This window comes from Methanosarcina sp., assembly GCF_049706645.1.
Lineage (GTDB): Archaea > Halobacteriota > Methanosarcinia > Methanosarcinales > Methanosarcinaceae > Methanosarcina.
This window is the reverse complement of record NZ_JBNAKP010000050.1, coordinates 27,315-46,711: the sequence shown is the minus strand read 5'-3', so window position 1 is coordinate 46,711 and position 19,397 is coordinate 27,315. Positions and strand designations below refer to the sequence as shown.

The following is a 19,397-nucleotide window of genomic DNA, read 5'->3' as shown; positions in this document are numbered from 1 at the left end:
CGTAGCTGCTTCTTTATAGGCATAGGTATATTTAAGGGATAGGATGAAATAGTCTCTCTCATGGCTGATGTAAAAATCAAATTATTTGCAAATTTGCGTGAGAAAGCAGGCACATCGGAACTGCAACTGTCGGGAGAAAAAGTTATTGATATACTTTTATCCCTTACTGAAAAATACCCCGATTTAAAACCTCTTATTTTTGAGAAACTCGAAGGAGAAAGCGAAGCCACTGTTATGTGCGGCTCAATTAATGTCCTTATAAACGGAAACAATGTCCGACATCTCGACGGGCTTGAGACCCTTCTGTCGGATGCCGATGAGCTTGCAGTTCTGCCTCCTGTTTCAGGTGGTTAATTTTTTCAGGAAGGGAGATCATGGGCAGGATATTCAGAGAGCGAATCCCGGTTGATAAAGCTTTAAGACTTTTTCTTGAGAATATTTCTACTCTGAGAAAAACAGAGGAAATCCCACTCGAAGCCTGCGCAGGCAGGGTGCTGGCAGAAGCCGTAACTTCGGAAAGGAATGTGCCTCATTACCGGCGTGCTGCTATGGACGGGTACGCGGTAAGGGCTTCCGACACTCTGGGAACTTCCCCTGCAAATCCGGTAATGCTGCAGCTTTCTGACCCGATAACGGAAGGAGGTTCAATCTGGGTCCATACCGGGGCCGCACTGCCTAAAGGAGCCGATGCTGTCGTGATGGTTGAAGATACTGCTGCCGCAGGAAACCTCGTTGAGATCAGAGCCCAGGTCTACCCGAACAGAAATGTGGGACAGGTCGGAGAGGACATAAAAAAGGGAGATAAGGTTTTTGAGGAAGGACACTTTCTTCGCCCGTGTGATGCAGCCGTACTGGCGTCTCTTGGGTATGAAAGGATGAAGGTTTTCAAAAAGCCTGTCGTTGCAGTTATTCCGACAGGGGACGAACTTGTGAGCCGTAAGAAGAGCGTGGATGTCCCTCCTCCGGGCATGGTGCTTGAGACCAATGGGCTGATGTCGGCCCTTTATGTGAAGAAATGGGGTGGGATTCCCCGATGTATCGAGATAGTGCCTGATAATCCGGATAGTATAAAAAGGGCCGTAGAAACAAACCTGGATGCCGATATGATCCTTCTTTCAGGCGGAACCTCGGTAGGGAAAAGAGACCATGCCCCTGAGGTTGTGGCAGCCCTCGGAGAACTGCTCGTACACGGCATAGGAGTCAGCCCTGGAAAACCTGCAGCCCTGGGAATTATAAATAACGTCCCTGTTGTTTGCCTGCCCGGTTATCCTGTCGCCGGACTCGTTGCCCTCTATTTCTTTGTCCGTCCCGGACTCAGGAAACTGGCAGCAGTTCCGGAGGTTCCCGAAATTATTCTTAAAAGGCGCCTGGCTGCAAAGATCAGTTCGAAAATAGGATACGTTAATTTTATCCGTGTCGTCTTTGAAGGGGATAAGGTGCGCCCTCTGGCAGGAGCCGGAGCCGGGATCCTGAGTTCAGTTGCAAAGGCTGACGGGTACGTGCTGGTACCTGAAAACATTGAAGGGTATGATGAAGGAGAAGAGGTTGATGTCTTCTTAATTGAATAATCCTGCATTCTCTCAAAATGTCCCTTTTTTAACCCTCTTATTTAATGGAAAAAAGCTACAGTAATCTTATTTTCCTTTTTTAACAAGAGTGATGAGTGAACTATCCTTCACCCTTCGGAATTGAGGAAGGGGTTTTCCCACCTTATCAGATATAATTTTATACTTCAAAGGCTAATCAATCGGAGAAAACCAGAGCTAAGATTTCAGAGCTGAAGTCTTCAGAGCTAAAATCTAAACTTTTAATCAATTCTTAAAGTGAAAAGTAATGCCTTCCACATATAAAGACATGGACAAGATCTTTCTCATAGGAGCGGGCGGGTTCCTGGGAGCGATTTCCCGGTTTTTACTCTGCGAGCTCATAGAAGTGCATCTTGGCACCCTTTCGGTAAATGTACTCGGCAGTTTTATGTTCGGCCTGATAATGTACGACACGGAGTATATCGGGTTTATAAGCCCAAAGGGAAAGCTTGCATTCGGAACCGGGTTTATGGGAGCGTTCACAACGTTTTCGACGTTTGCAGTCCAGTCTTTTACCATGCCTTTTTTCCCTGCCCTAGGAAACATCAGTGCCAACCTGTTTCTTACCCTGGTCGGCGTGTTTATGGGCAGGAGTGTAATAAAGGCCCTTTCAGGCAGGGAGGAATAAAAATATGTTCCCTTTTCCGGGCCTCGGTAAACTTTTTTTGATAGGTGCGGGCGGTTTTATAGGGGCATGCCTTAGATATACGGTTTCAAGCCGGGTTCCCAGGATTAAAAATATCCCTGCAGGCACGCTTACAGTAAACCTCTTAGGAACTATTGTGCTTGCCCTTCTCACTTTCTCTTCTGAGCCCGAATCCATGGTCTATCTGGTAAATATAGGAATTTTAGGTTCCTTTACTACGTTTTCTACCTTCGCGTATGAAACTTTCAAATTGCTTGAAGATGGGCAAAATCTCTCTTTTTTTCTGAATATCTTTCTTAATGTTGCACTCTGCCTTGCAGGGGTAAGCATTGCATATCTGGCCCTGGGTTATCGGGCTTGAAACTGTGCTGACTTACGGAATTCCTATGTAAGCACAAATAGAACGTCTAAGAAGCTACTTTACGAAAAGCCGGTTCGGAAAGATTATGTTGACGGAAAAATTTCCTGTCGAAAGATATCAGATCAGGAAAAAATTCTCTGATGAAATAAGTTACATTCAAAAAAAATCGCCGAATCTAAAATTGCGTTCGAATAATACAACTTTATGGACAAAGTTTACTCGAAAAATATTCTCCTGGAAACATTATTACCTTGAGAGCGAGGAGGGTCACGAATATCCAGTTTTTAGGCCGGGAATGAAGTGAACCCTCGCCTCTTTCTTGTCTCGTTTAAACCTTTGTACTATTGCTTCTTTGTAAAGTGAGGTTTCCTGGTATCATGGTTAAAGAAGTTGGAAACGTAATTCTATACTAAGAAAGTCTTGTCAGAGGATACTAAACTAATTCCAGGAGGCTGAGCGGGCGGCCCGAAGCATACCCAATTTTTTAAGGTGGCCGCCCGCAATTTGATTTTCTAATTTTCACTGTTTATTTGTTTTATTACAACTGAAATTGCAGCTTGTGGATGAACTTGCCCTGACTCAGAAAAGAGTTCCGGAATAAGCGCAATATAAAACATCTAAAAACTGCTGAGAAGAATCACACTACAGGGGGAAATTAAATGCGCGAAAAAGTTGCCTTAAGTTGCCTTATACAATAATCAGGCTTTACACAGAAGAGATTGTCTTACGTAGAAATATAATTCCAGAATTAAAAATAACATTAAAAAAAGTTAAATTAAAAAGCCCTTAAAATCACTTCACAAGGGCTTTTGCAGATCTTCTTATGAAGCGCCTCTTATGACCTGAAGAAGTAAAGCGCTGTGCAGGTCCTGGGTGTGCCTTTTGAGCCTGTGATTTCTGGACCTTAATTACTCTGCCTTTTCTGCCTTTTACTTTTACCCAATCAATGCTGCCGGTTTTGCCCATTATCATTCCTCGCTAAATTTTAATTTTAAATTTTTCTGAATTTATTTGTAACTTATTACGTAGTATATTCAGGTATTCGCTTATTGCTGGACACTGCCGGTTGCCGCGGATTTTTCTTCTCCTCGGCAGCGTCTCAATAAACAGGTGTTCAAACAGGTGTTTCCTGATTCGTTAATTTTAAATCGATAATTCTCAATTGTAATTGATGAATATCTGATATTCCTTGAAGCCTGAAAGTGCGAAATTATAAATGTCATCAAGCCTTGGGTTTATCATAAAGAGAAATGCTAGTAGTTAAATGTTACGGACATAAGATTGAAACAAGGCAGAAATCTTTGAATAACCGCTTTTTTGAAAAGGTTTGCGTAAACCGTTGAGCCGCTCGACCACGCCGTTAAGTCGTTTTCGATCAAGCCTTTTTCGAAAAGGTTTGCGATCAAGCCTTTTTTGAAAAGGTTTACGGTCAAGCCTTTTTTGAAAAGGTTTACGGTCAAGCTATTTTTAAAAAAAGTTTGTTGAAAAGGTTTGTTGAAATGGCTTGTTTCTTAAGAAGGTGATTAACGTAAAAAAGGATAACATCGAAGTAAGGCTTGCAGGCGCACGAGAAGAGCTTGTGGGCTTAAGGAACTTTCCTGAGCCTGAATTTGTTGGCATTATTAAAAAACTGGGGTTCAGGTGTGAACTGTGTGCACGGTGCTGTACTAAAGAGTTTAACGACCACGTTTTCCTGCTTGATGCAGACCTGGCCCTTATAAGGCAGATAAGCCCGGATTTCATCACTCCTGCTCCTTATTACGAGTTTTGCGACCAGAAGGGCAGGTTTTATGTCTCAGGCTACGCCCTGAAAACAAAGCCTGACGGCTCATGCATTTTCCTTGAGAATAAGCGCTGCAAAATCTATGACAACCGCCCTTTAATCTGCAGAGTCTATCCTTATATGCTTCACCGGGAAGCTGACGACTCAGGTAAGGTGGACTGGCGTCAGATTAGCGGCTTAAACGAGCACGGGAGTTACAATTCTGAACTTGAGGCTTTGGAGTGTGAAACAATTGCGCGGGAAACCCGAGCTTATGAAGAGGCTTACCTGACACAGATGATCGGCTTTTTTGAAGCCGTGAAGGTTCACTTCAGCACAAACGGCCTGAAACACGTCCAGAGCATATATGACCGCAAAATGCGGGAGTTTCTTAAAGGCAGGTGCGAACTTGAAGTCTTCGTATATTCCGAGGGCAGGTTTGAAAAACATAATCTTAAGCCGAATGACGGTTAACAGCCCGTAAAATTCTATTGCCAATCCGATAAAACGGTAAAAATCAGGAAAAGTAAGAATCAGGAAATATAGAAATTGGAGCAGCTATTAACGGAAAAATGGATTGGAAGTGATCTTTTATCTTCTTTTACCTTCTTTTATATTCCCCTTTTATCTTTTACCTTCCATTTAAGAAGTAAACCATCTTCGATTTTTTCGGCCGAGAGCAGTTCAAGCTCGAGGATTTCAGCTTCTGAGAATCCCTCTCCATCAGTAAAAGTTGGGGATGTAGCGCCACCTATTATAAGATTTCCTACAAAAGTGTAGATCTCATCAACAAGGCCTGCAGAAAGCATTCCCCAGTTGAGGGTTGCCCCCCCCTCTACCATAAGCGTGTTTATACCTATTCCTTTCAATTTTCTTACAAGTTCCGGAAGGTCAACTTTCTTAGTCCCTGTCTGGATAACAATAGCTTTTTCTTTCAGCTTTTCGAGACTTTCGGCAGGTGCAGAACTTGAAACTGCAATGATCCTTATTCCGTTCCCTTTTTTGAAAACATCGGCATCCAGGGGAGTCCTTGCTGAACTATCCACAATAATTCTTGCCGGATTTTCGCTTTTTCCGGCGGCTTTCCTGGCTGCCCTTCTTTCCGGAGACTTTACGGTTAAGCTTGGGTCGTCTGAAAGGACAGTTCCTATCCCTACCATAATTGCATCGGCCCGGGCTCGGAGCTCGTCCACTCTTTCAAAATCAAGTTTTCCGGAGATTCTAACCTGTTTCCTTTCCTTTGTTGAAAGTTTGCCGTCGGCTGACATAGCAGAATTAATAAAAACAAAAGGCCTGTCCATTTTTCAAACTCCTGAAAAAAAGTATTTGTCGGAGGCATCTTTCGGGAGATTCGGGAGAATGCCTCCAAAGAAAAAAATTCTTGAGTAATTTTTATATTTCTTAATTTTTCTTTGCCTCACGTTAAAAGGTTTAACGGTTTTAAAGCGAGTCATTTAATCTGAATTTATTCGATTTCTATCAGAGGCTTCAGGAGATCATGGTCTCTCAAAAGTCCCTGAAGTTTGCGGTTTGAATTGATGATTGGAACCTGGTCAATCCTGTTTCGCTTCATTTTCCGTGCACAGTCGCTGACAGATGCAATATATGTGGCTGTGATCGGCTCCCTAATCATTATATCGCTTCCGATCATATTGGGAACCTTAATCCTTGACACGCTGTAATAGATGCTCATGGTGTCTCGCATCGATTCCCAGGTCCAGGCGTCGTCGTCCTGACCTGAAGACATATCTGACATCTCTACACTGTCCTCAATTATACTGGCAGAAATAACGTCCCGGTCCGAGATTATTCCTACAAGCTCAAGGCCTGCATCAAGTACGGGGACAGCCTTAACGCCTGCAAGCTCCATAATCCTGGCAACAACAGGCAGGGGAGTTTCACTGTAAATCGCAACTACTTCCTTTTCTACATAATCCTTGATGGGAATATCGATGTTCATGTCTGCAATTGTGCCCACGACATCTGCCACGGTAACAAGCCCTACAAGCTTCCCGTCATCAACTACCGGAAGCCTTCTTATGCCGTGTTCCAGAAGCAGGCGTGCTGCAGTCTGCAGATCCGATCCGGAGGATATGGTTATCGGGTCCCGTGTCATAAGAAGAGCCAGTTGTTCTTCTTCTGGGTTCTGTAAAAGATTCGTCCTGGTTACAATTCCCACAACTTTGGAATCTTTAAGTACCGGAACTCCTGAAATGTGTTTGTTCTTAAGAATTTTAAGAACCTCGTCCCTTGAACCTGGAAGGGTTGCGCTTGCTACGTCCCTTACCATGATATCTTCAATGAAGATGTTTTTTGGCATGTGATCTACACCTTTGTATACTCTGAATCCTGGTTTTCTCTTTCTTATATCTAGTTTCTCAAAAGGCTTCCAGTTGACAGAAAGTCTTAATCTTGTTTTTCACTCCGGACTACCAGGACCGGGACTTTTGAGCCTCTTACTACTTTTTCTGCAACGCTTCCCATCAGAAATCTATCGAGCCCGGTTTTACCGAGGGTGCCCACAACTATCAGGTCAGCATTATTATTCTCTGCGAAATCTATAATCTCATTACTCGGGTGACCTTCCAACAGAACTTCTCTCACCTCAACCCCTGAGACCTCTCCGCGCTTCTGAACATCGGATATTGCTTTCTCCCCCTCCTTTCTCAGGGTTTCATACATTACTTCCCAGCCCGCATCCATAGGTATCGAGGAAAAAGAAGTTGTATCTACCACATAAAGAGCGTGAACCGTGGCCCCGCTGAGTTTTGCGATCTCAACACCGTATGAAATAGCTCTCTGGCTGTTCTCGGATCCGTCTGTTGCAACCACTATATTCCGGTAAAATTCGCTCACCATGTTTGTTCTCCATTTGCTTTACGAATGAAGTACCGATAGTATATCATCGGGTCTTGCCCGCCTTGTGATTCCACTTATGGGGTTCTTTATCCCTGCAAGATTATTGGAACTTCCATTCAGGATCATGAGATTAGTTTTATTCCCCTTTTGTATCGAACCCGTAGAATCAGGCCCCATTACAAAAGAACCATTAAGTGTGCAAATTTTAAATACTTGCCTATCATCAATCGAAAAAATCTTAGACATAAATTCCATTTCAGCAAACATATTTACAGAATTTAACATTACATTATCCGTTCCTGCAGCTACTCTTATTCCAGCTTCCAGCATCTCGGCAATAGGTGGCATTCCGACTCCTGTAATAAGGTTAGATCTGGGACAGACAACAACAGGAATCTTCGCATCAGCCACGTACTCAAGATCTCTTTTTGTAGCATTTGTCAAATGAATCAGGAGATCCGGTTCGAGTGATAATGCTTTTTCTATATCGCTCGTATCTTTTTCTCCTGCATGGATCGCAAAGAATTTTTTACGCTGTCGTGTACAGGTAGCAATATTCTTTAATAGTTCGAGATCAAGGTCATTTGTCCCACTCATTCCAAGTCCGGTAGAATGCAGAAGAATCCTTCTTACTTCAGCCAGTACTACCTGAAGAGGCAATTCAGGCTCTGCAGGTCTACCCAGTACCATGGAATGAAGTTTAAGCCCTTCAAGGGCTTTGTTCAGGGCTGCTACTCCCACAACGCCCCCTTCCCTGAAATCCGCAAAAGCGCAGGTTCCGGTTTCGATCATATCCAGTAGAGACTTTCTCATGCATTCAATCAGGGTTCTGTATGGCGTCTCTCTTAGAATCCTGTGCTTTAATCCATCAGGAGGTTTTACAAGAGCATCCAGGTCTTTTTGAGTTCGGAATCCGGAAACTTTTCCCAGAGGAGGGTCTTTGAATACCGAATCCCCCAGGTGAGTATGAGCATTGACAAAACAGGGAGCTATTATGTTGGTAGAGTGTGTACGCTCCTCTCCAATCTCCGTAATCATTCCTTTATTTATGCAGATATACCCCTCGATAGGTTCCAGTTCGGGGCCTGCAATGATTATCCCGGGAATTATCTGTTCAGTGCCGTACATGTATACGCACCTCTGCTGCTCACTAATCACCTGTGATCAATTTGCGGAAGAGCAAAGATATACATAATATATAAGTTTTCCTTCAGATTTTATTATTAAAATAATCTTCTTAAGAATGCAGCCTGTTTGAGGACATAACCTTTTTGAGGATGCAAATTGCTGAATCGTTTTCCTTCTTTTTGAATCCCTTTTAATAAAGCATATCACTCTGTAATTCACAATTAATCCTGCGTTCTTTCAGGTTATCTCTTTAACTCTCAGGTTGCGTTCTGTTGCTCTTATAATAGAAATCATTCTTTTTTAAGAGAAATGGATCTTTAATATGAATATCCCCTATAATTATATATGTAACTTAGTGAATCCATAGTTCGCCGATATTTTTATATATTAGTATGTATATAATATGGCTTCGTCGCATTGTATAGGTCCTTGCATGAGGTAATGGAAAATCCTGACTGTGAGTGTACAGACAACCCCAATGCGGTACATCGATAGTGTGACATTGCCCGGCACGAGGGTAACTGAAAGTGACTGCGGAAAACCAGAGGATGAGCTTTCGGAGTTAGTGCGCCCGGGCTACAGCACTATTTTCTTCTGATTTTATCTTCATAGCTTTAAAAACTCTTAGCTATATATTCTTTGAATAACGAATCTAAATTTTGTTTTAAATCTTATTTGAAGCTTTATTTAATTTTATCTTTCCAGATTTCCAGTTATTTCTTTGATTTGACATGTCGATTAGTTATTGATTTATAGAATACCTTCAGAAAGGTAAAAGATATGTCCTTTGAAGAGGCAATAACAGATCTGGGTTCCGGTATAATTGTTGATATCGAGGTTACTCCCGGTTCCAGGTCAATTTCGGTTCCGAGCGGCTATAATGAATGGCGCAAGCGGATTGAAGTAAAGCTAACCAAAAGTGCCCAGAAAGGAAAGGCAAACGAACAACTTGTGGAATGCCTTGCCGAACTCTTCGGAATTAACAGTTCGAATATTATCATAAATAGCGGGGCAACAAGCAGTAAAAAGTCCTTATTGTTAAAAGGAGTTTCATATCAGCAGGCAGTTTCAATTCTTGGAGCTCATTTAAAGAAATAAAACCCGTATTTTAGGAAAAACCCGTATTTAAGTAGAAACCGGATTTTAGAAGTAAGTTTTTCAGCTCTTAAGAAGTAAACTGCAGCTTTCTTAAAGTCTGCGGTTTTTAAAATTCGAATTAATAGTAAGGTTGCAGACAACGTGACTGATCTTGAAATTTACAGAAAAAGGCTTGAAAGAATCGAAGAGCTTCTCTCCGAACTCTCCGAATACTCAGGAAGGGGAGCGATTATAATCGTTGAAGGAAAAAGAGATGTGCTGTCCCTGAAAAGGCTTGGAATTGAAGGCAACTTTGAACTTGCAACCCGACACTCTCTTTTTAACTTCTCCGAGAGAATTGCCCAGCTTGGTAGCGAAGTAGTTATATTAACCGACTGGGACAGACGAGGTAACCTGCTGGCTATAAAGCTTTCAGGATACTTCGAGAGTTTTGGCCTGAAGCCCGAGCTTGATATCCGAAATAAACTCCGGCTCATATCTCAGAAAGAAATTAAAGACGTGGAAAGCCTGTATACCTACGTTTCCAGACTGAGGTTGAAGACAGGTTCCTGCTCAAAGCAGGATTTCCAATAAATTTGAATCCTAAAAAAGAAAAATTTAAAGGTTAAATTCAAAGGGTGAATTCAAAAATTAATATTAAAGTTAATATTAATAATTGACGAAACTCTTTTTATTCTTTATGCATGGGATTGGAAGTTTCTCCTTTCTCCTGGATGATTTCCATACTTTGTGGACTCTTCTGATGGTTAAATGTTCGGTCAAACTCCGGATATTTTGGAAACTTGCCAGCCAGTTCTTCAAACATTTTGTGTCTTGGACTGATAATTATTATATGAGCAGGAGGATGGATTTTCTTCAGCCTGCTGATTGCCGCCCCTGCGTGATTGTTCAATTCCACCAGTGCTGCAGAGTTACATTTTGACTTGAGGGATACGCCCATTACACTAACAAGAAGCTCATCAGCATAGTTTGGTTCTATGCATTTTGGAGTAGCTGAAAATTGAATATGTCCGTATCTTTCCAGATCATGTAAGGCTATTTTTACTTTATCCGAGTCGTCTGCCCGGACTAATGCGAATGATTTCATTTTTTACACACCACCAATATACTGAAGTTATCCCCATTTCGATATGGATCTACCCCTATAATAATCTTTGTGTATAAGAGATGCTGAACAGCCAGGCTTTCGAACGTTTCCGGCCTCTTATGACCTTTTAATCGCTTTTACGGTGCTGTATATGGTCTGGCCCCTGGGCTGCAAAATTTTATCTCTCTTATTCAAGAGATCTTCAAAAATTATAAGGGTGCCTTGCAATTTCTTTTTTCAGATCTAGTATACGCTTCCAGATAATGGAGTCGCGTATTCTATAGTTATATTCATCGTATATATATTCGTTTTGAAATAATATCTATCATTAAGAAAGCTTTTATCTACCAATAAGAAAGCTTTTCTCTATCAATAGGAAAGCTTTTTTAAGCCTTTCTTTTGCTGGGTTTTTAACGAATTGTATTCTCCTTTATAATGTAAACCGGAGGCGCTAATTCTATAAGGTTGTATTATTAGTCCCCGATTTTAATAAAATTAAACGGGAGTAACTTTATCCGGTACATCAGGTCATTAAAGGTTAACTGCTTATTTTAATAAAATTAAAAATAAACTTTAATAAGATAAAGCTGTACTGCATGTGAATTTAGAATAACGAATATTTTAGCAAATTTTCGCTCCATAAATAAACCCATCAGATGAAAATAGATAGAGTTAAACCTCTCAGTGATTAGTACTGAGACTAAAAATAGTACTGAGACTAAAAAGTTACTTGAAAATATGATATCTTTTATTTAGAACTTTACTGTATCATATACCGAAACAGTGTAGAAAAGGTATTAAATGTATTACAAAACTGTCTTCACTCTCTTCTCTTCCATGCCTATTTTCTAGATACGGCGGGAAGACTTAATACATCTTTGGAATCATGAATATACCTTAATATTTAAAGAAAAAAATTATCTTTAGTTTAATTCCAGCATTTAATTAATTTTCATTGAATTAATCTCCATTCAATTAATTTCAACCTACAGTTCAATAGTAAAGTCCTTTGCTTATAATTCAATAGTAAAGTCCTTTACTTATAATTCAATAGTAAAATCCATTACTTATATCCGGCATCGATTAACACTGAATTTCCTGTAAATTTACTGATACAATTAACAAGTTGGGCTGCCCGGCTACCGAATAGGGACATTCAGAAGTTATCTCTCATTTAGACGGTGATCATATGGCTGAAGATATCAAAACTAAAGTAATACAGGCAAAAAAGGCATCGATTGAACTTTCCAGTGTAAATGCCGAAATAAAAAACCGAGCGCTTGAGGCCATGGCTCAGGCTCTGGACACAGAAAGGAAAGCTATTCTGGATTCAAACTCAAGAGATCTGGAATATGCAGCAGAACTGAAAAAGAAAGGAAAACTAACTCAGGCCCTTGTAGACAGGCTTAAAGTAAACGACTCAAAGATTGATGGAATGATTGCAGGAATCAGAGATGTAATTAAGCTTAAGGACCCTGTCGGAGATACCCTTTCCACTCTTGAGCTGGATACAGACCTTATCCTCTACCAGGTGAGCTGTCCAATCGGCCTTATAGGGGTTATCTTTGAATCCAGGCCTGACGTGGTGCCTCAGGTCATGTCCCTTTGCCTGAAGAGCGGGAACGCTACGATTTTCAAAGGTGGAAGTGAAGCCAGAGAGTCAAATCGCACGATTTTTCAGATTCTTGTAAAAGCTATAGAATCCACGGACGGGATGCCAGCCGGGGCTTTCCAGCTTATGGAAACAAGAGAGGAGATAATGGACCTTTTGAGCCTTGACGCCTACGTAGACCTCCTTATCCCCCGGGGTTCAAATGAATTTGTCAAGTTTATCCAGGAAAATACAAAGATTCCGGTACTAGGACACACAAGCGGGATCTGCCATATCTATGTGGACGAGTATGCAGATCCCGATACAGCCTGGAAGGTCTGCTTCGATGCAAAAGTTCAGTATCCTGCAGTATGCAATGCTATTGAAACACTTCTGGTAAACCGTAAGCTTGCGGAAACTTTCCTGCCGAAAATGGCAGAACTGTATCTTGGGGCAGGAGTTGAACTGCGCTGTGATGAGGACAGTTATGCCCTGCTTGAAAAAAGAGGTCTTTCTCCTCTTTCAAAGGCTACGGAAGAGGACTGGAGCCTTGAGTACAACGATCTTATTCTTTCGATAAAATTCGTTGATACTATTAAGGAAGCTATTGACCATATAAACACTTTCGGCTCCCACCACACCGATGGGATAATAACCGAGGACGCCTCAAGAAGAAAAGAGTTTACAGGGCTTGTTGATTCCTCGAGTGTTATGGTAAATGCCTCAACCCGTTTTGCGGACGGCTATCGCTACGGGAAAGGGGCTGAGGTCGGAATCAGCACAAATAAAATTCACTCCCGTGGGCCTGTAGGCATGGAAGGGTTGCTGATCTACAAATATATCTTGCTCGGGAAAGGGCAGGTTGTTGCAGAGTATGCAGGAGAAAATGCGAAACCCTATACGCACAGAAAACTTGATCTTAAATTCGAAGATGTAAACTGAAACCTGTCGAATATTTGTGATACATTTATATATCTGAATTGAAATACCAGCGCAAATTGAGTGCAAGCGAAGGAAATCCGGATGCGTCTGTGCTTATTTCAGCCGCACTTCCCAAATACTTTAAGAGGCCTTGTTATTGACAGACAGAAAAGAATTTCTCAATGACGTTAATAAAATCGTTATCAAGATCGGTACTTCCTCAATTACAAAACAGGACTGCGATAGTACAAAAGAAAACTGCAGTATTGATCCTACCTTTATGGAAAGTATTGCAGCCCAGGTCTCCGAGCTTCGAAGGCGTGGAAAAGAAGTAATTGTGGTAAGTTCAGGAGCAATAGGTGTAGGGCTCTATGAACTGGGTATTGCCCCAAAACCTCGTGAAATCCCTATCCGACAGGCAGCGGCGGCTGTGGGACAGAGCATCCTGATGCAATACTGGAGCGAAGCTTTTTCAAAATACGGGATAAAAGTCGCTCAGATCCTTCTTACTTATGAGTTCTATTCTGACCGGGTATCCTACCTGAACCTTAGGAACAGTATCTCCACACTTCTGGAATATGGAGTAGTTCCCATAATAAACGAAAACGACTGTACGTGTACGAATGAGATTGAAGCGATCTTCGGAGATAACGACAAGCTCTCTGCAATGGTCGCAAGCAAAATAGATGCCGATCTCCTGATTATACTTTCGGATATCGACGGCCTTTTTGACAGGAACCCTAAGACGCATAATGATGCCAGACTCATTTCTCTCGTAGAAAAAATCACACCTGAGATCGAAAGTTATGGGGGTGACCCTACAAGCTTTAAGGGCGTAGGAGGGATGAGAACCAAGATAAAAGCTGCAAAGATCTGCAGCATGGCAGGCTGCTATGTCCTGATCGCAAATAGCGAAATTAATAATGTGCTTATGAAGGCTCTTTCCGGGGAAGAGATAGGCACCCTTTTCCTGGCTGAAAGGCATATCCAGAAGAACCGTGCCCGCTGGATCATTCTTGCAAGAGCTTCAGGCACTGTCCGTGTGGATGCAGGGGCAAAAGCCGCAGTTCTCGGAAAAAATAGCCTTCTTCCGGCAGGAATTGTAGAGGTCGAGGGAAGTTTTGACAGGGGAGATGTGGTGAGGCTCGAGTGTGAAGGCAGGATCTTTGCGAAAGGAATTACAGACTATACCTCTGAAGAGCTTATGAAAATTAAGGGAGCTCACACCGACGAAATTGAGGGCATTCTGGGCTATAATAATTACAGTAATGTAATAAAAAAAGAGAATATCGGCATACTCGAAGAGTTTAATTAAATTTACCGGCAATCCCGAATGGTTAAGCTTAATTTCTCGGGATTCCTGAAATTTAAATTAATTTCTTCTTTTCAGGAATCCCTTATCAATCTATTAAGTTTCTTTAAATTCCAAATTCCTTTAAACCACTAAATTCTTTTAAACCTCTAAATTCCTTTAAATTACAAAGTTCCTTGAGACTATTCAATATTACCTGTAAATAATTTTTGAGGCTACTGCCTCGATATTTATATTTATCTCGAAAATAGGAGAAATGATATATGACAGTTCAGAACCGAAAGATAGGATTTATCGGAGCAGGAAAAATGGGCTCTGCTCTTATGCAGGGAATCATAAAGGCCGGAATCGTAAAGCCTGAAAATCTTGGCGCAAGCGACGTGTACGAGCCTTTCTTGAATGAATTGAAGGTACAGCTGGGAATTAATGTATCTACTGACAATGCTGTTATTGCCCGGGCATCTGATATTCTTATTCTTGCGGTGAAGCCCCAGACCCTGGGCTCGGTACTTGAAAATCTTAAAGCTTACATAACTCCCGATAAACTTATCATCTCAATTGCAGCCGGCATCCCTCTTGCCACTTACGAAAATGCCCTCCCTGAAGGCACAAGAGTCGTACGTGTGATGCCAAACATTGCGGCCACGGTTTCCGAAGCTGCTTCAGGCATTTCTCCAGGCAAAAATGCCACCCCCCAAGACCTGGAAATCGCTCTTGAGATCTTTTCTGCGGTCGGTACTGCAGTCCAGGTGGCTGAGTCCCTGATGGATGCCGTTACAGGACTTTCAGGCAGTGGGCCTGCATTCATCTTTCCGGTAATTGAAGCAATGGCTGATGGTGCTGTTCTTGAAGGAATGGACAGGAAGAGTGCTCTCACTCTCGCAGCCCAGACTGTACTTGGGGCTGCAAAAATGGCGCTTGAAACAGGCCTGCATCCCGGAGAACTCAAGGATATGGTTACTTCTCCTGCCGGAACTACCATTCAGGGAATTCACGCCCTTGAAAAGGCCGGAATCAGGGCTGCATTCATGAACGCAGTCATAAGGGCGAGCGAGCGCTCAAAAGAGCTTGGAAAGAAGTAAATTTCTTTTTTCCATTCTATTACTTCTTTATTCTATTTTTTCCTTTTTAGTTTGATATCTACCAGGATATGTAAATAACATGTAAATTATCCGGATGAAATTTTACTTTAAAATAGCCTTTTTTTACATACTTTTCTCGGCATTATCCAGTTTTCATCTTTAATTTCGATTTTATTAAATTTCTCTTCTTCATCTCAGTTTTATCCGAATTCCGTATATTTAATGATCATTTATTACAAATAGTAGTAAATTTTATATAGCAGTTCTTCCTATATTACTTTTGGATATTCCTAACATGGTAGCGCAAAATTGGAGATATAGGGGTCATATTTCATCTTCTCAGCTTTTATGTTAGCTATTCAGCTTTTGTACTTTGCTTACGATGAATTCTGGTGAAACGGAGTGTTAGACCTTCTTCGATTCGCCAGGAGGATCTCTTATGGGGGTAAGAGATCCCTCCCAACTTATCTCAATTTTTAAATTCGATCTTCCCATAATTTGATCTTCCCATTTACCTGATGTGCCCCGCTTCCAACTCTGAATATTTTTAAACCTACTTTCTCAGTTTTTCAAATAACCGATAACTCCGGCAGACTGGTGAATCGTATTTCCCGATCTTCTGGTAATTGCACTTCCATTTTAAAATTCAAGAATTTCATATTAAATTAAAAATTTTTATTCCTCAATTATTTTTCATTTCCCTTCTTCAGGCACAAAAACCAGTCAAGGCAATAAATTCCATTTTCGGATTTTTCAAGCCTTTCCTTTACCGCTTCCATTGAACGGGGAGGGTGAATTACGACGTCATCGCCTGGCTGCCAGTCTGCCGGAGTCGATACTTCTTCAGCATCGCTCTTCTGCATTGCACTGACAAGCCTTTTGAGTTCCTGTATATTCCTTCCGTTTGGTACGGGATAGTAAATCATTGCCCTGATTTTTGACTCGGGATCTATAACAAATGTTGCTCTCGCAGTCTGGGTTTTTGAACCCTTTCGCTGAATCATGCCGTATTTTTTGGCAACATCCATTCTCAGGTCGGCTATTACCGGGAACCTGATCTCAACCTTTTTCATTCCTTTATACTCGATCTTCTCCTCAATTCTCTTAAGCCAGGCAATATGGGAAAAAATACTGTCTATGGAAAGCCCTATAAGTTCAGTGTTCATTTTTCTGAATTCTTCCTGCATGCTGGCAAAGGTCATGAATTCGGTAGTGCATACGGGTGTGAAATCTGCAGGATGGCTGAAAAGAATAACCCATTTGCCTTTGTAATCATCAGGGAAACTGATTGGTCCCTGCGTTGTCACGGCTTCAAATGAGGGTGCATCTTCCCCAATTAGCGGTATATATATCTGCTCGTACTCGGTTTCTACCATACTCTCACCTGCATTCTGCTTAAGAAGTTCCTGTATATGGAGACTGGCCTCAAGTATCGGGAGTAAAAACTAAAAGCACTGCCTTTCCCCCCTTCCCGAAAAGCAATCTTATATATATTTTCATTCTTATATATCTCTTCTCAAACGCGGAAGAAAAGTTTCTCTTGCTGGAAATTCTATTATTAAAATTTCTTTTTTAATTACATGGAGTAATAGCAGCAAAAATTAAAGATTATGTTTATCTCTTGCTGGTTTTGAAGACACGAAAATACTTCCCGGGATTTTAAGATCTTAGAATCAGCTTAAGTTCTCTCTTTCAAAAAAAGAATAACGCACCTATTGAAAATTAGATTCTTAAAATGGTTTTTCCAGAAGTTCTTTCTACTTAAAAAAATTAAAAAAGACCTTGTAAAATGGTCTTTAAAGTTGTCTCTAAAATGGCTTTTATATCTTAGATTATTTCTTGCTATCTTTTTTCAGGCATATAAACCAGTCAAGGCAGTACGTGTTTTCTTCTGATTTAGCAAGCCTTTCTTTTACGGCTTCCATCGAATTGGGAGCTGGAATAATAACATCGTCTCCAGGCTGCCAGTTAGCTGGCGTTGCGACTTTTTCGGCCGCATTTTTCTGCAGGGCGGTAACAATCCTCTTGATCTCCTGCATATTCCTTCCTGTTGACTGCGGATAGTAGAGTATTGTCCTGACTTTTGCCTCAGGGTCAATAATAAATACGGCTCTTACAGCCTGTGTGGTCGAGGCTTTTGGCTGGATCATACCGTATTTTTTCGCGACATCCATCTTCAGGTCTTCTATCACCGGGAACTTGATCTCGAGATTTTTCATCCCTTTATATTCGATCTTCTCTTCGATCCGCTTAAGCCAGGCAATATGGGAAAAGACGCTGTCTATGGAAAGCCCTATAAGTTCGGTGTTCATTTCCCTGAATTCTTCCTGCATACTGGCAAATGTCATAAATTCTGTAGTGCATACAGGCGTGAAGTCCGCAGGGTGACTGAACAGGATGACCCATTTTCCTTTATAGTCATCCGGGAATTTGATCGTTCCCTGAGTTGTCAATGCTGTAAATGCGGGTGCATCGTCTCCTATCAGCGGCATACGTGTCTGTTCATATTCGGTTTCTACCATATTCTCACCTATATTTTTAAGAGCATACCGTTTTGTCAGAATTTGGAAACTGGCTTCGAGTCTCGGGGACTTAACCTTTAAAACGCTTCCCTTTCCCTCGACCTCCTCCATAAGTTATCTCTTAGTTATTTTTATTGTTATAAATCTGTTCCGAGAAGCGGATAAAAGACTCGTATTTTTGGAAAATTCGTTTTTAAAATTTATTCTTGTCCAAATTTTTTCTTTAAAAACCTATTATACAATACTTTTTAATCAAGTTTTGAGCCATTTTTCCGTCCAAACTTATTACTTTTCTACACAAAGTATTTTAAAGTCTTTTTTGGAAGATTCTCACTTTCTAACTTGCTATTTTTAAAAAAGAAGTGTCTTAAGGCCTTCTTCTGGAAAGTAATTTATGCTGGAAATCCTTTCTTATATGGGGGTTAAATGAGGGAGTTTGTTCGGCCAAAGGTTGTGGTTAGTAGATGCCTTGGGTTTGACCACTGTCGATATAACGGAGATATAATAAGCAGTCCGATAGTGGCAAATCTTACAGAATATGTTGATTTCCTGCCTGTTTGCCCGGAAGTGGAGATAGGGCTCGGTGTTCCAAGAGATCCGATAAGAATAGTTCTTGAGGACGGGGGACAGCGGCTTATCCAGTCCGGAGGCAGCAGGGATGTAACCGAAGTTATGGAGGCATTTTGCACTGATTTTCTCAATTCTGTAGGAGATATTGATGGTTTTATTCTGAAATACAGGTCTCCTTCCTGCGGCATTAAGGATGTGAAAATTTACCCGACTGCAGCACTCAAGTCAGGGGCGATCGGGAAAACGTCAGGATTTTTCGGGGGGGCAGTCCTGAAGAAATTCCCTCATCTTGCCATCGAGGATGAAGGAAGGCTAAGGAATGCCCGCATAAAAGAACATTTCATGACCAAGCTTTTCATGCTTGCCGCTTTCCGAAAAGTAAAATCTGAAGGCCGCATGAGAGACCTTGTCGCATTCCATTCCGAAAATAAGTATCTTCTCATGGCGTATAACCAGGCAGAACTCAGGAAACTGGGAGCTATTGTTGCAAATAAAGAGAGTGGAATCTTTCGGGAACTGGTCTCTGAGTACGAAAGGCATCTTTACAGTGCCCTCTCCAGACCTCCGAGGTACACTTCGAATATTAATGTGCTCATGCATGCCTTCGGACATTTTTCAGAGAAGCTCTCAAGCCAGGAAAAAGCGCTATTTTTTGACTGGATCCAGAAATACAGGGAGGGAAAAACCTCTCTTTGCCCTGCAACTAATACAATCAGGTCATGGGCCGTGCGCTTTGAAGACCAGTACCTTACGAATCAGACCTTATTCGAACCCTATCCGGAAGGCCCGATGGAAGTGGACCCTGTAAATTCCCACTTCAGGGAAGACCTCTGGGAATGAGTGTCATAGGATATGCAATTCTGGATGGGGGA

21 protein-coding genes are annotated in these 19,397 nt (G+C 41.5%); 12 read left to right on the top strand and 9 right to left on the bottom strand.

Annotated elements, in window-relative coordinates:
- Nucleotides 1-60: 60 nt before the first annotated feature.
- From ACPK8D_RS15165 to crcB (ACPK8D_RS15150), 4 genes are all read left to right on the top strand, one after another.
- Complete coding sequence (locus tag ACPK8D_RS15165) at nucleotides 61-354, top strand: ubiquitin-like small modifier protein 1 (RefSeq protein WP_424718691.1); 294 nt, start codon at nucleotides 61-63, stop codon at nucleotides 352-354.
- Between the two features lie 20 nt (nucleotides 355-374).
- Nucleotides 375-1,568: a gephyrin-like molybdotransferase Glp gene (gene glp / locus ACPK8D_RS15160; protein ID WP_424718690.1), complete on the top strand. Its 1,194-nt coding sequence runs from the start codon at nucleotides 375-377 to the stop codon at nucleotides 1,566-1,568.
- 265 nt (nucleotides 1,569-1,833) lie between these two features.
- Nucleotides 1,834-2,214, top strand: a complete 381-nt coding sequence (gene crcB, locus ACPK8D_RS15155) for a fluoride efflux transporter CrcB (RefSeq protein ID WP_424718689.1) — start codon at nucleotides 1,834-1,836, stop codon at nucleotides 2,212-2,214.
- Between the two features lie 4 nt (nucleotides 2,215-2,218).
- Complete coding sequence (crcB, locus tag ACPK8D_RS15150; RefSeq protein ID WP_424718688.1) at nucleotides 2,219-2,593, top strand: fluoride efflux transporter CrcB; 375 nt, start codon at nucleotides 2,219-2,221, stop codon at nucleotides 2,591-2,593.
- A gap of 792 nt (nucleotides 2,594-3,385) precedes the next feature.
- Here the strand turns inward: crcB (ACPK8D_RS15150) and ACPK8D_RS15145 are convergent.
- Nucleotides 3,386-3,559, bottom strand: coding sequence for a DUF5350 domain-containing protein (locus ACPK8D_RS15145; protein WP_292374182.1), 174 nt, complete (start codon nucleotides 3,557-3,559; stop codon nucleotides 3,386-3,388).
- 287 nt (nucleotides 3,560-3,846) lie between these two features.
- Entirely contained in the window at nucleotides 3,847-4,053 is a 207-nt protein-coding gene (locus ACPK8D_RS15140) for a hypothetical protein (RefSeq protein ID WP_424718687.1), read from the bottom strand.
- Between the two features lie 59 nt (nucleotides 4,054-4,112).
- Here ACPK8D_RS15140 and ACPK8D_RS15135 point away from each other — a divergent pair, with 59 nt between their 5' ends.
- Nucleotides 4,113-4,829 (top strand): YkgJ family cysteine cluster protein, encoded by a 717-nt coding sequence (locus tag ACPK8D_RS15135; RefSeq protein WP_424718727.1) that lies wholly within the window; start codon nucleotides 4,113-4,115, stop codon nucleotides 4,827-4,829.
- 137 nt (nucleotides 4,830-4,966) lie between these two features.
- On the opposite strand, the gene ACPK8D_RS15130 is transcribed toward ACPK8D_RS15135, so the two are convergent.
- From ACPK8D_RS15130 to ACPK8D_RS15115, 4 genes are all read right to left on the bottom strand, one after another.
- Nucleotides 4,967-5,656 (bottom strand): 2,5-diamino-6-(ribosylamino)-4(3H)-pyrimidinone 5'-phosphate reductase, encoded by a 690-nt coding sequence (locus ACPK8D_RS15130; RefSeq protein WP_424718686.1) that lies wholly within the window; start codon nucleotides 5,654-5,656, stop codon nucleotides 4,967-4,969.
- A 164-nt stretch (nucleotides 5,657-5,820) separates the two neighbouring features.
- Nucleotides 5,821-6,675 (bottom strand): CBS domain-containing protein, encoded by an 855-nt coding sequence (locus tag ACPK8D_RS15125; protein ID WP_424718685.1) that lies wholly within the window; start codon nucleotides 6,673-6,675, stop codon nucleotides 5,821-5,823.
- 86 nt (nucleotides 6,676-6,761) lie between these two features.
- A complete protein-coding gene (locus ACPK8D_RS15120) occupies nucleotides 6,762-7,214 on the bottom strand; it encodes a universal stress protein (RefSeq protein ID WP_424718684.1) in 453 nt (150 codons plus the stop codon).
- 18 nt (nucleotides 7,215-7,232) lie between these two features.
- Nucleotides 7,233-8,342: an amidohydrolase family protein gene (locus tag ACPK8D_RS15115; RefSeq protein WP_424718683.1), complete on the bottom strand. Its 1,110-nt coding sequence runs from the start codon at nucleotides 8,340-8,342 to the stop codon at nucleotides 7,233-7,235.
- Between the two features lie 457 nt (nucleotides 8,343-8,799).
- On the opposite strand from ACPK8D_RS15115, the gene ACPK8D_RS15110 reads away from it, so the two are divergent.
- The 3 genes from ACPK8D_RS15110 (at nucleotide 8,800) to ACPK8D_RS15100 (ending at nucleotide 10,013) form a co-directional block, all read left to right on the top strand.
- A complete protein-coding gene (locus ACPK8D_RS15110; RefSeq protein ID WP_424718682.1) occupies nucleotides 8,800-8,940 on the top strand; it encodes a hypothetical protein in 141 nt (46 codons plus the stop codon).
- A 182-nt stretch (nucleotides 8,941-9,122) separates the two neighbouring features.
- Entirely contained in the window at nucleotides 9,123-9,440 is a 318-nt protein-coding gene (locus ACPK8D_RS15105; protein ID WP_424718681.1) for a DUF167 domain-containing protein, read from the top strand.
- A 141-nt stretch (nucleotides 9,441-9,581) separates the two neighbouring features.
- On the top strand, nucleotides 9,582-10,013 hold the full coding sequence (locus tag ACPK8D_RS15100; RefSeq protein WP_424718680.1) for a toprim domain-containing protein: 432 nt from the start codon (nucleotides 9,582-9,584) through the stop codon (nucleotides 10,011-10,013).
- Between the two features lie 97 nt (nucleotides 10,014-10,110).
- Here ACPK8D_RS15100 and ACPK8D_RS15095 read toward each other — a convergent pair whose 3' ends face one another.
- A complete protein-coding gene (locus ACPK8D_RS15095; RefSeq protein ID WP_424718679.1) occupies nucleotides 10,111-10,527 on the bottom strand; it encodes a DUF356 domain-containing protein in 417 nt (138 codons plus the stop codon).
- Nucleotides 10,528-11,716: 1,189 nt separating this feature from the next.
- Here ACPK8D_RS15095 and ACPK8D_RS15090 point away from each other — a divergent pair.
- From ACPK8D_RS15090 to proC, 3 genes are all read left to right on the top strand, one after another.
- Entirely contained in the window at nucleotides 11,717-13,060 is a 1,344-nt protein-coding gene (locus ACPK8D_RS15090; RefSeq protein WP_424718678.1) for a glutamate-5-semialdehyde dehydrogenase, read from the top strand.
- 136 nt (nucleotides 13,061-13,196) lie between these two features.
- Complete coding sequence (gene proB / locus ACPK8D_RS15085; RefSeq protein ID WP_424718677.1) at nucleotides 13,197-14,354, top strand: glutamate 5-kinase; 1,158 nt, start codon at nucleotides 13,197-13,199, stop codon at nucleotides 14,352-14,354.
- Nucleotides 14,355-14,614: 260 nt separating this feature from the next.
- A complete protein-coding gene (gene proC / locus ACPK8D_RS15080) occupies nucleotides 14,615-15,433 on the top strand; it encodes a pyrroline-5-carboxylate reductase (protein ID WP_424718676.1) in 819 nt (272 codons plus the stop codon).
- A gap of 686 nt (nucleotides 15,434-16,119) precedes the next feature.
- Here the strand turns inward: proC and ACPK8D_RS15075 are convergent.
- Entirely contained in the window at nucleotides 16,120-16,809 is a 690-nt protein-coding gene (locus ACPK8D_RS15075; RefSeq protein ID WP_424718675.1) for a peroxiredoxin, read from the bottom strand.
- A gap of 456 nt (nucleotides 16,810-17,265) precedes the next feature.
- Nucleotides 17,266-17,955, bottom strand: a complete 690-nt coding sequence (locus ACPK8D_RS15070; protein ID WP_424718726.1) for a peroxiredoxin — start codon at nucleotides 17,953-17,955, stop codon at nucleotides 17,266-17,268.
- 426 nt (nucleotides 17,956-18,381) lie between these two features.
- Between ACPK8D_RS15070 and ACPK8D_RS15065 the strand changes: the two genes are divergently transcribed.
- A complete protein-coding gene (locus ACPK8D_RS15065; RefSeq protein WP_424718674.1) occupies nucleotides 18,382-19,365 on the top strand; it encodes a YbgA family protein in 984 nt (327 codons plus the stop codon).
- Nucleotides 19,366-19,397 lie beyond the last annotated feature (32 nt).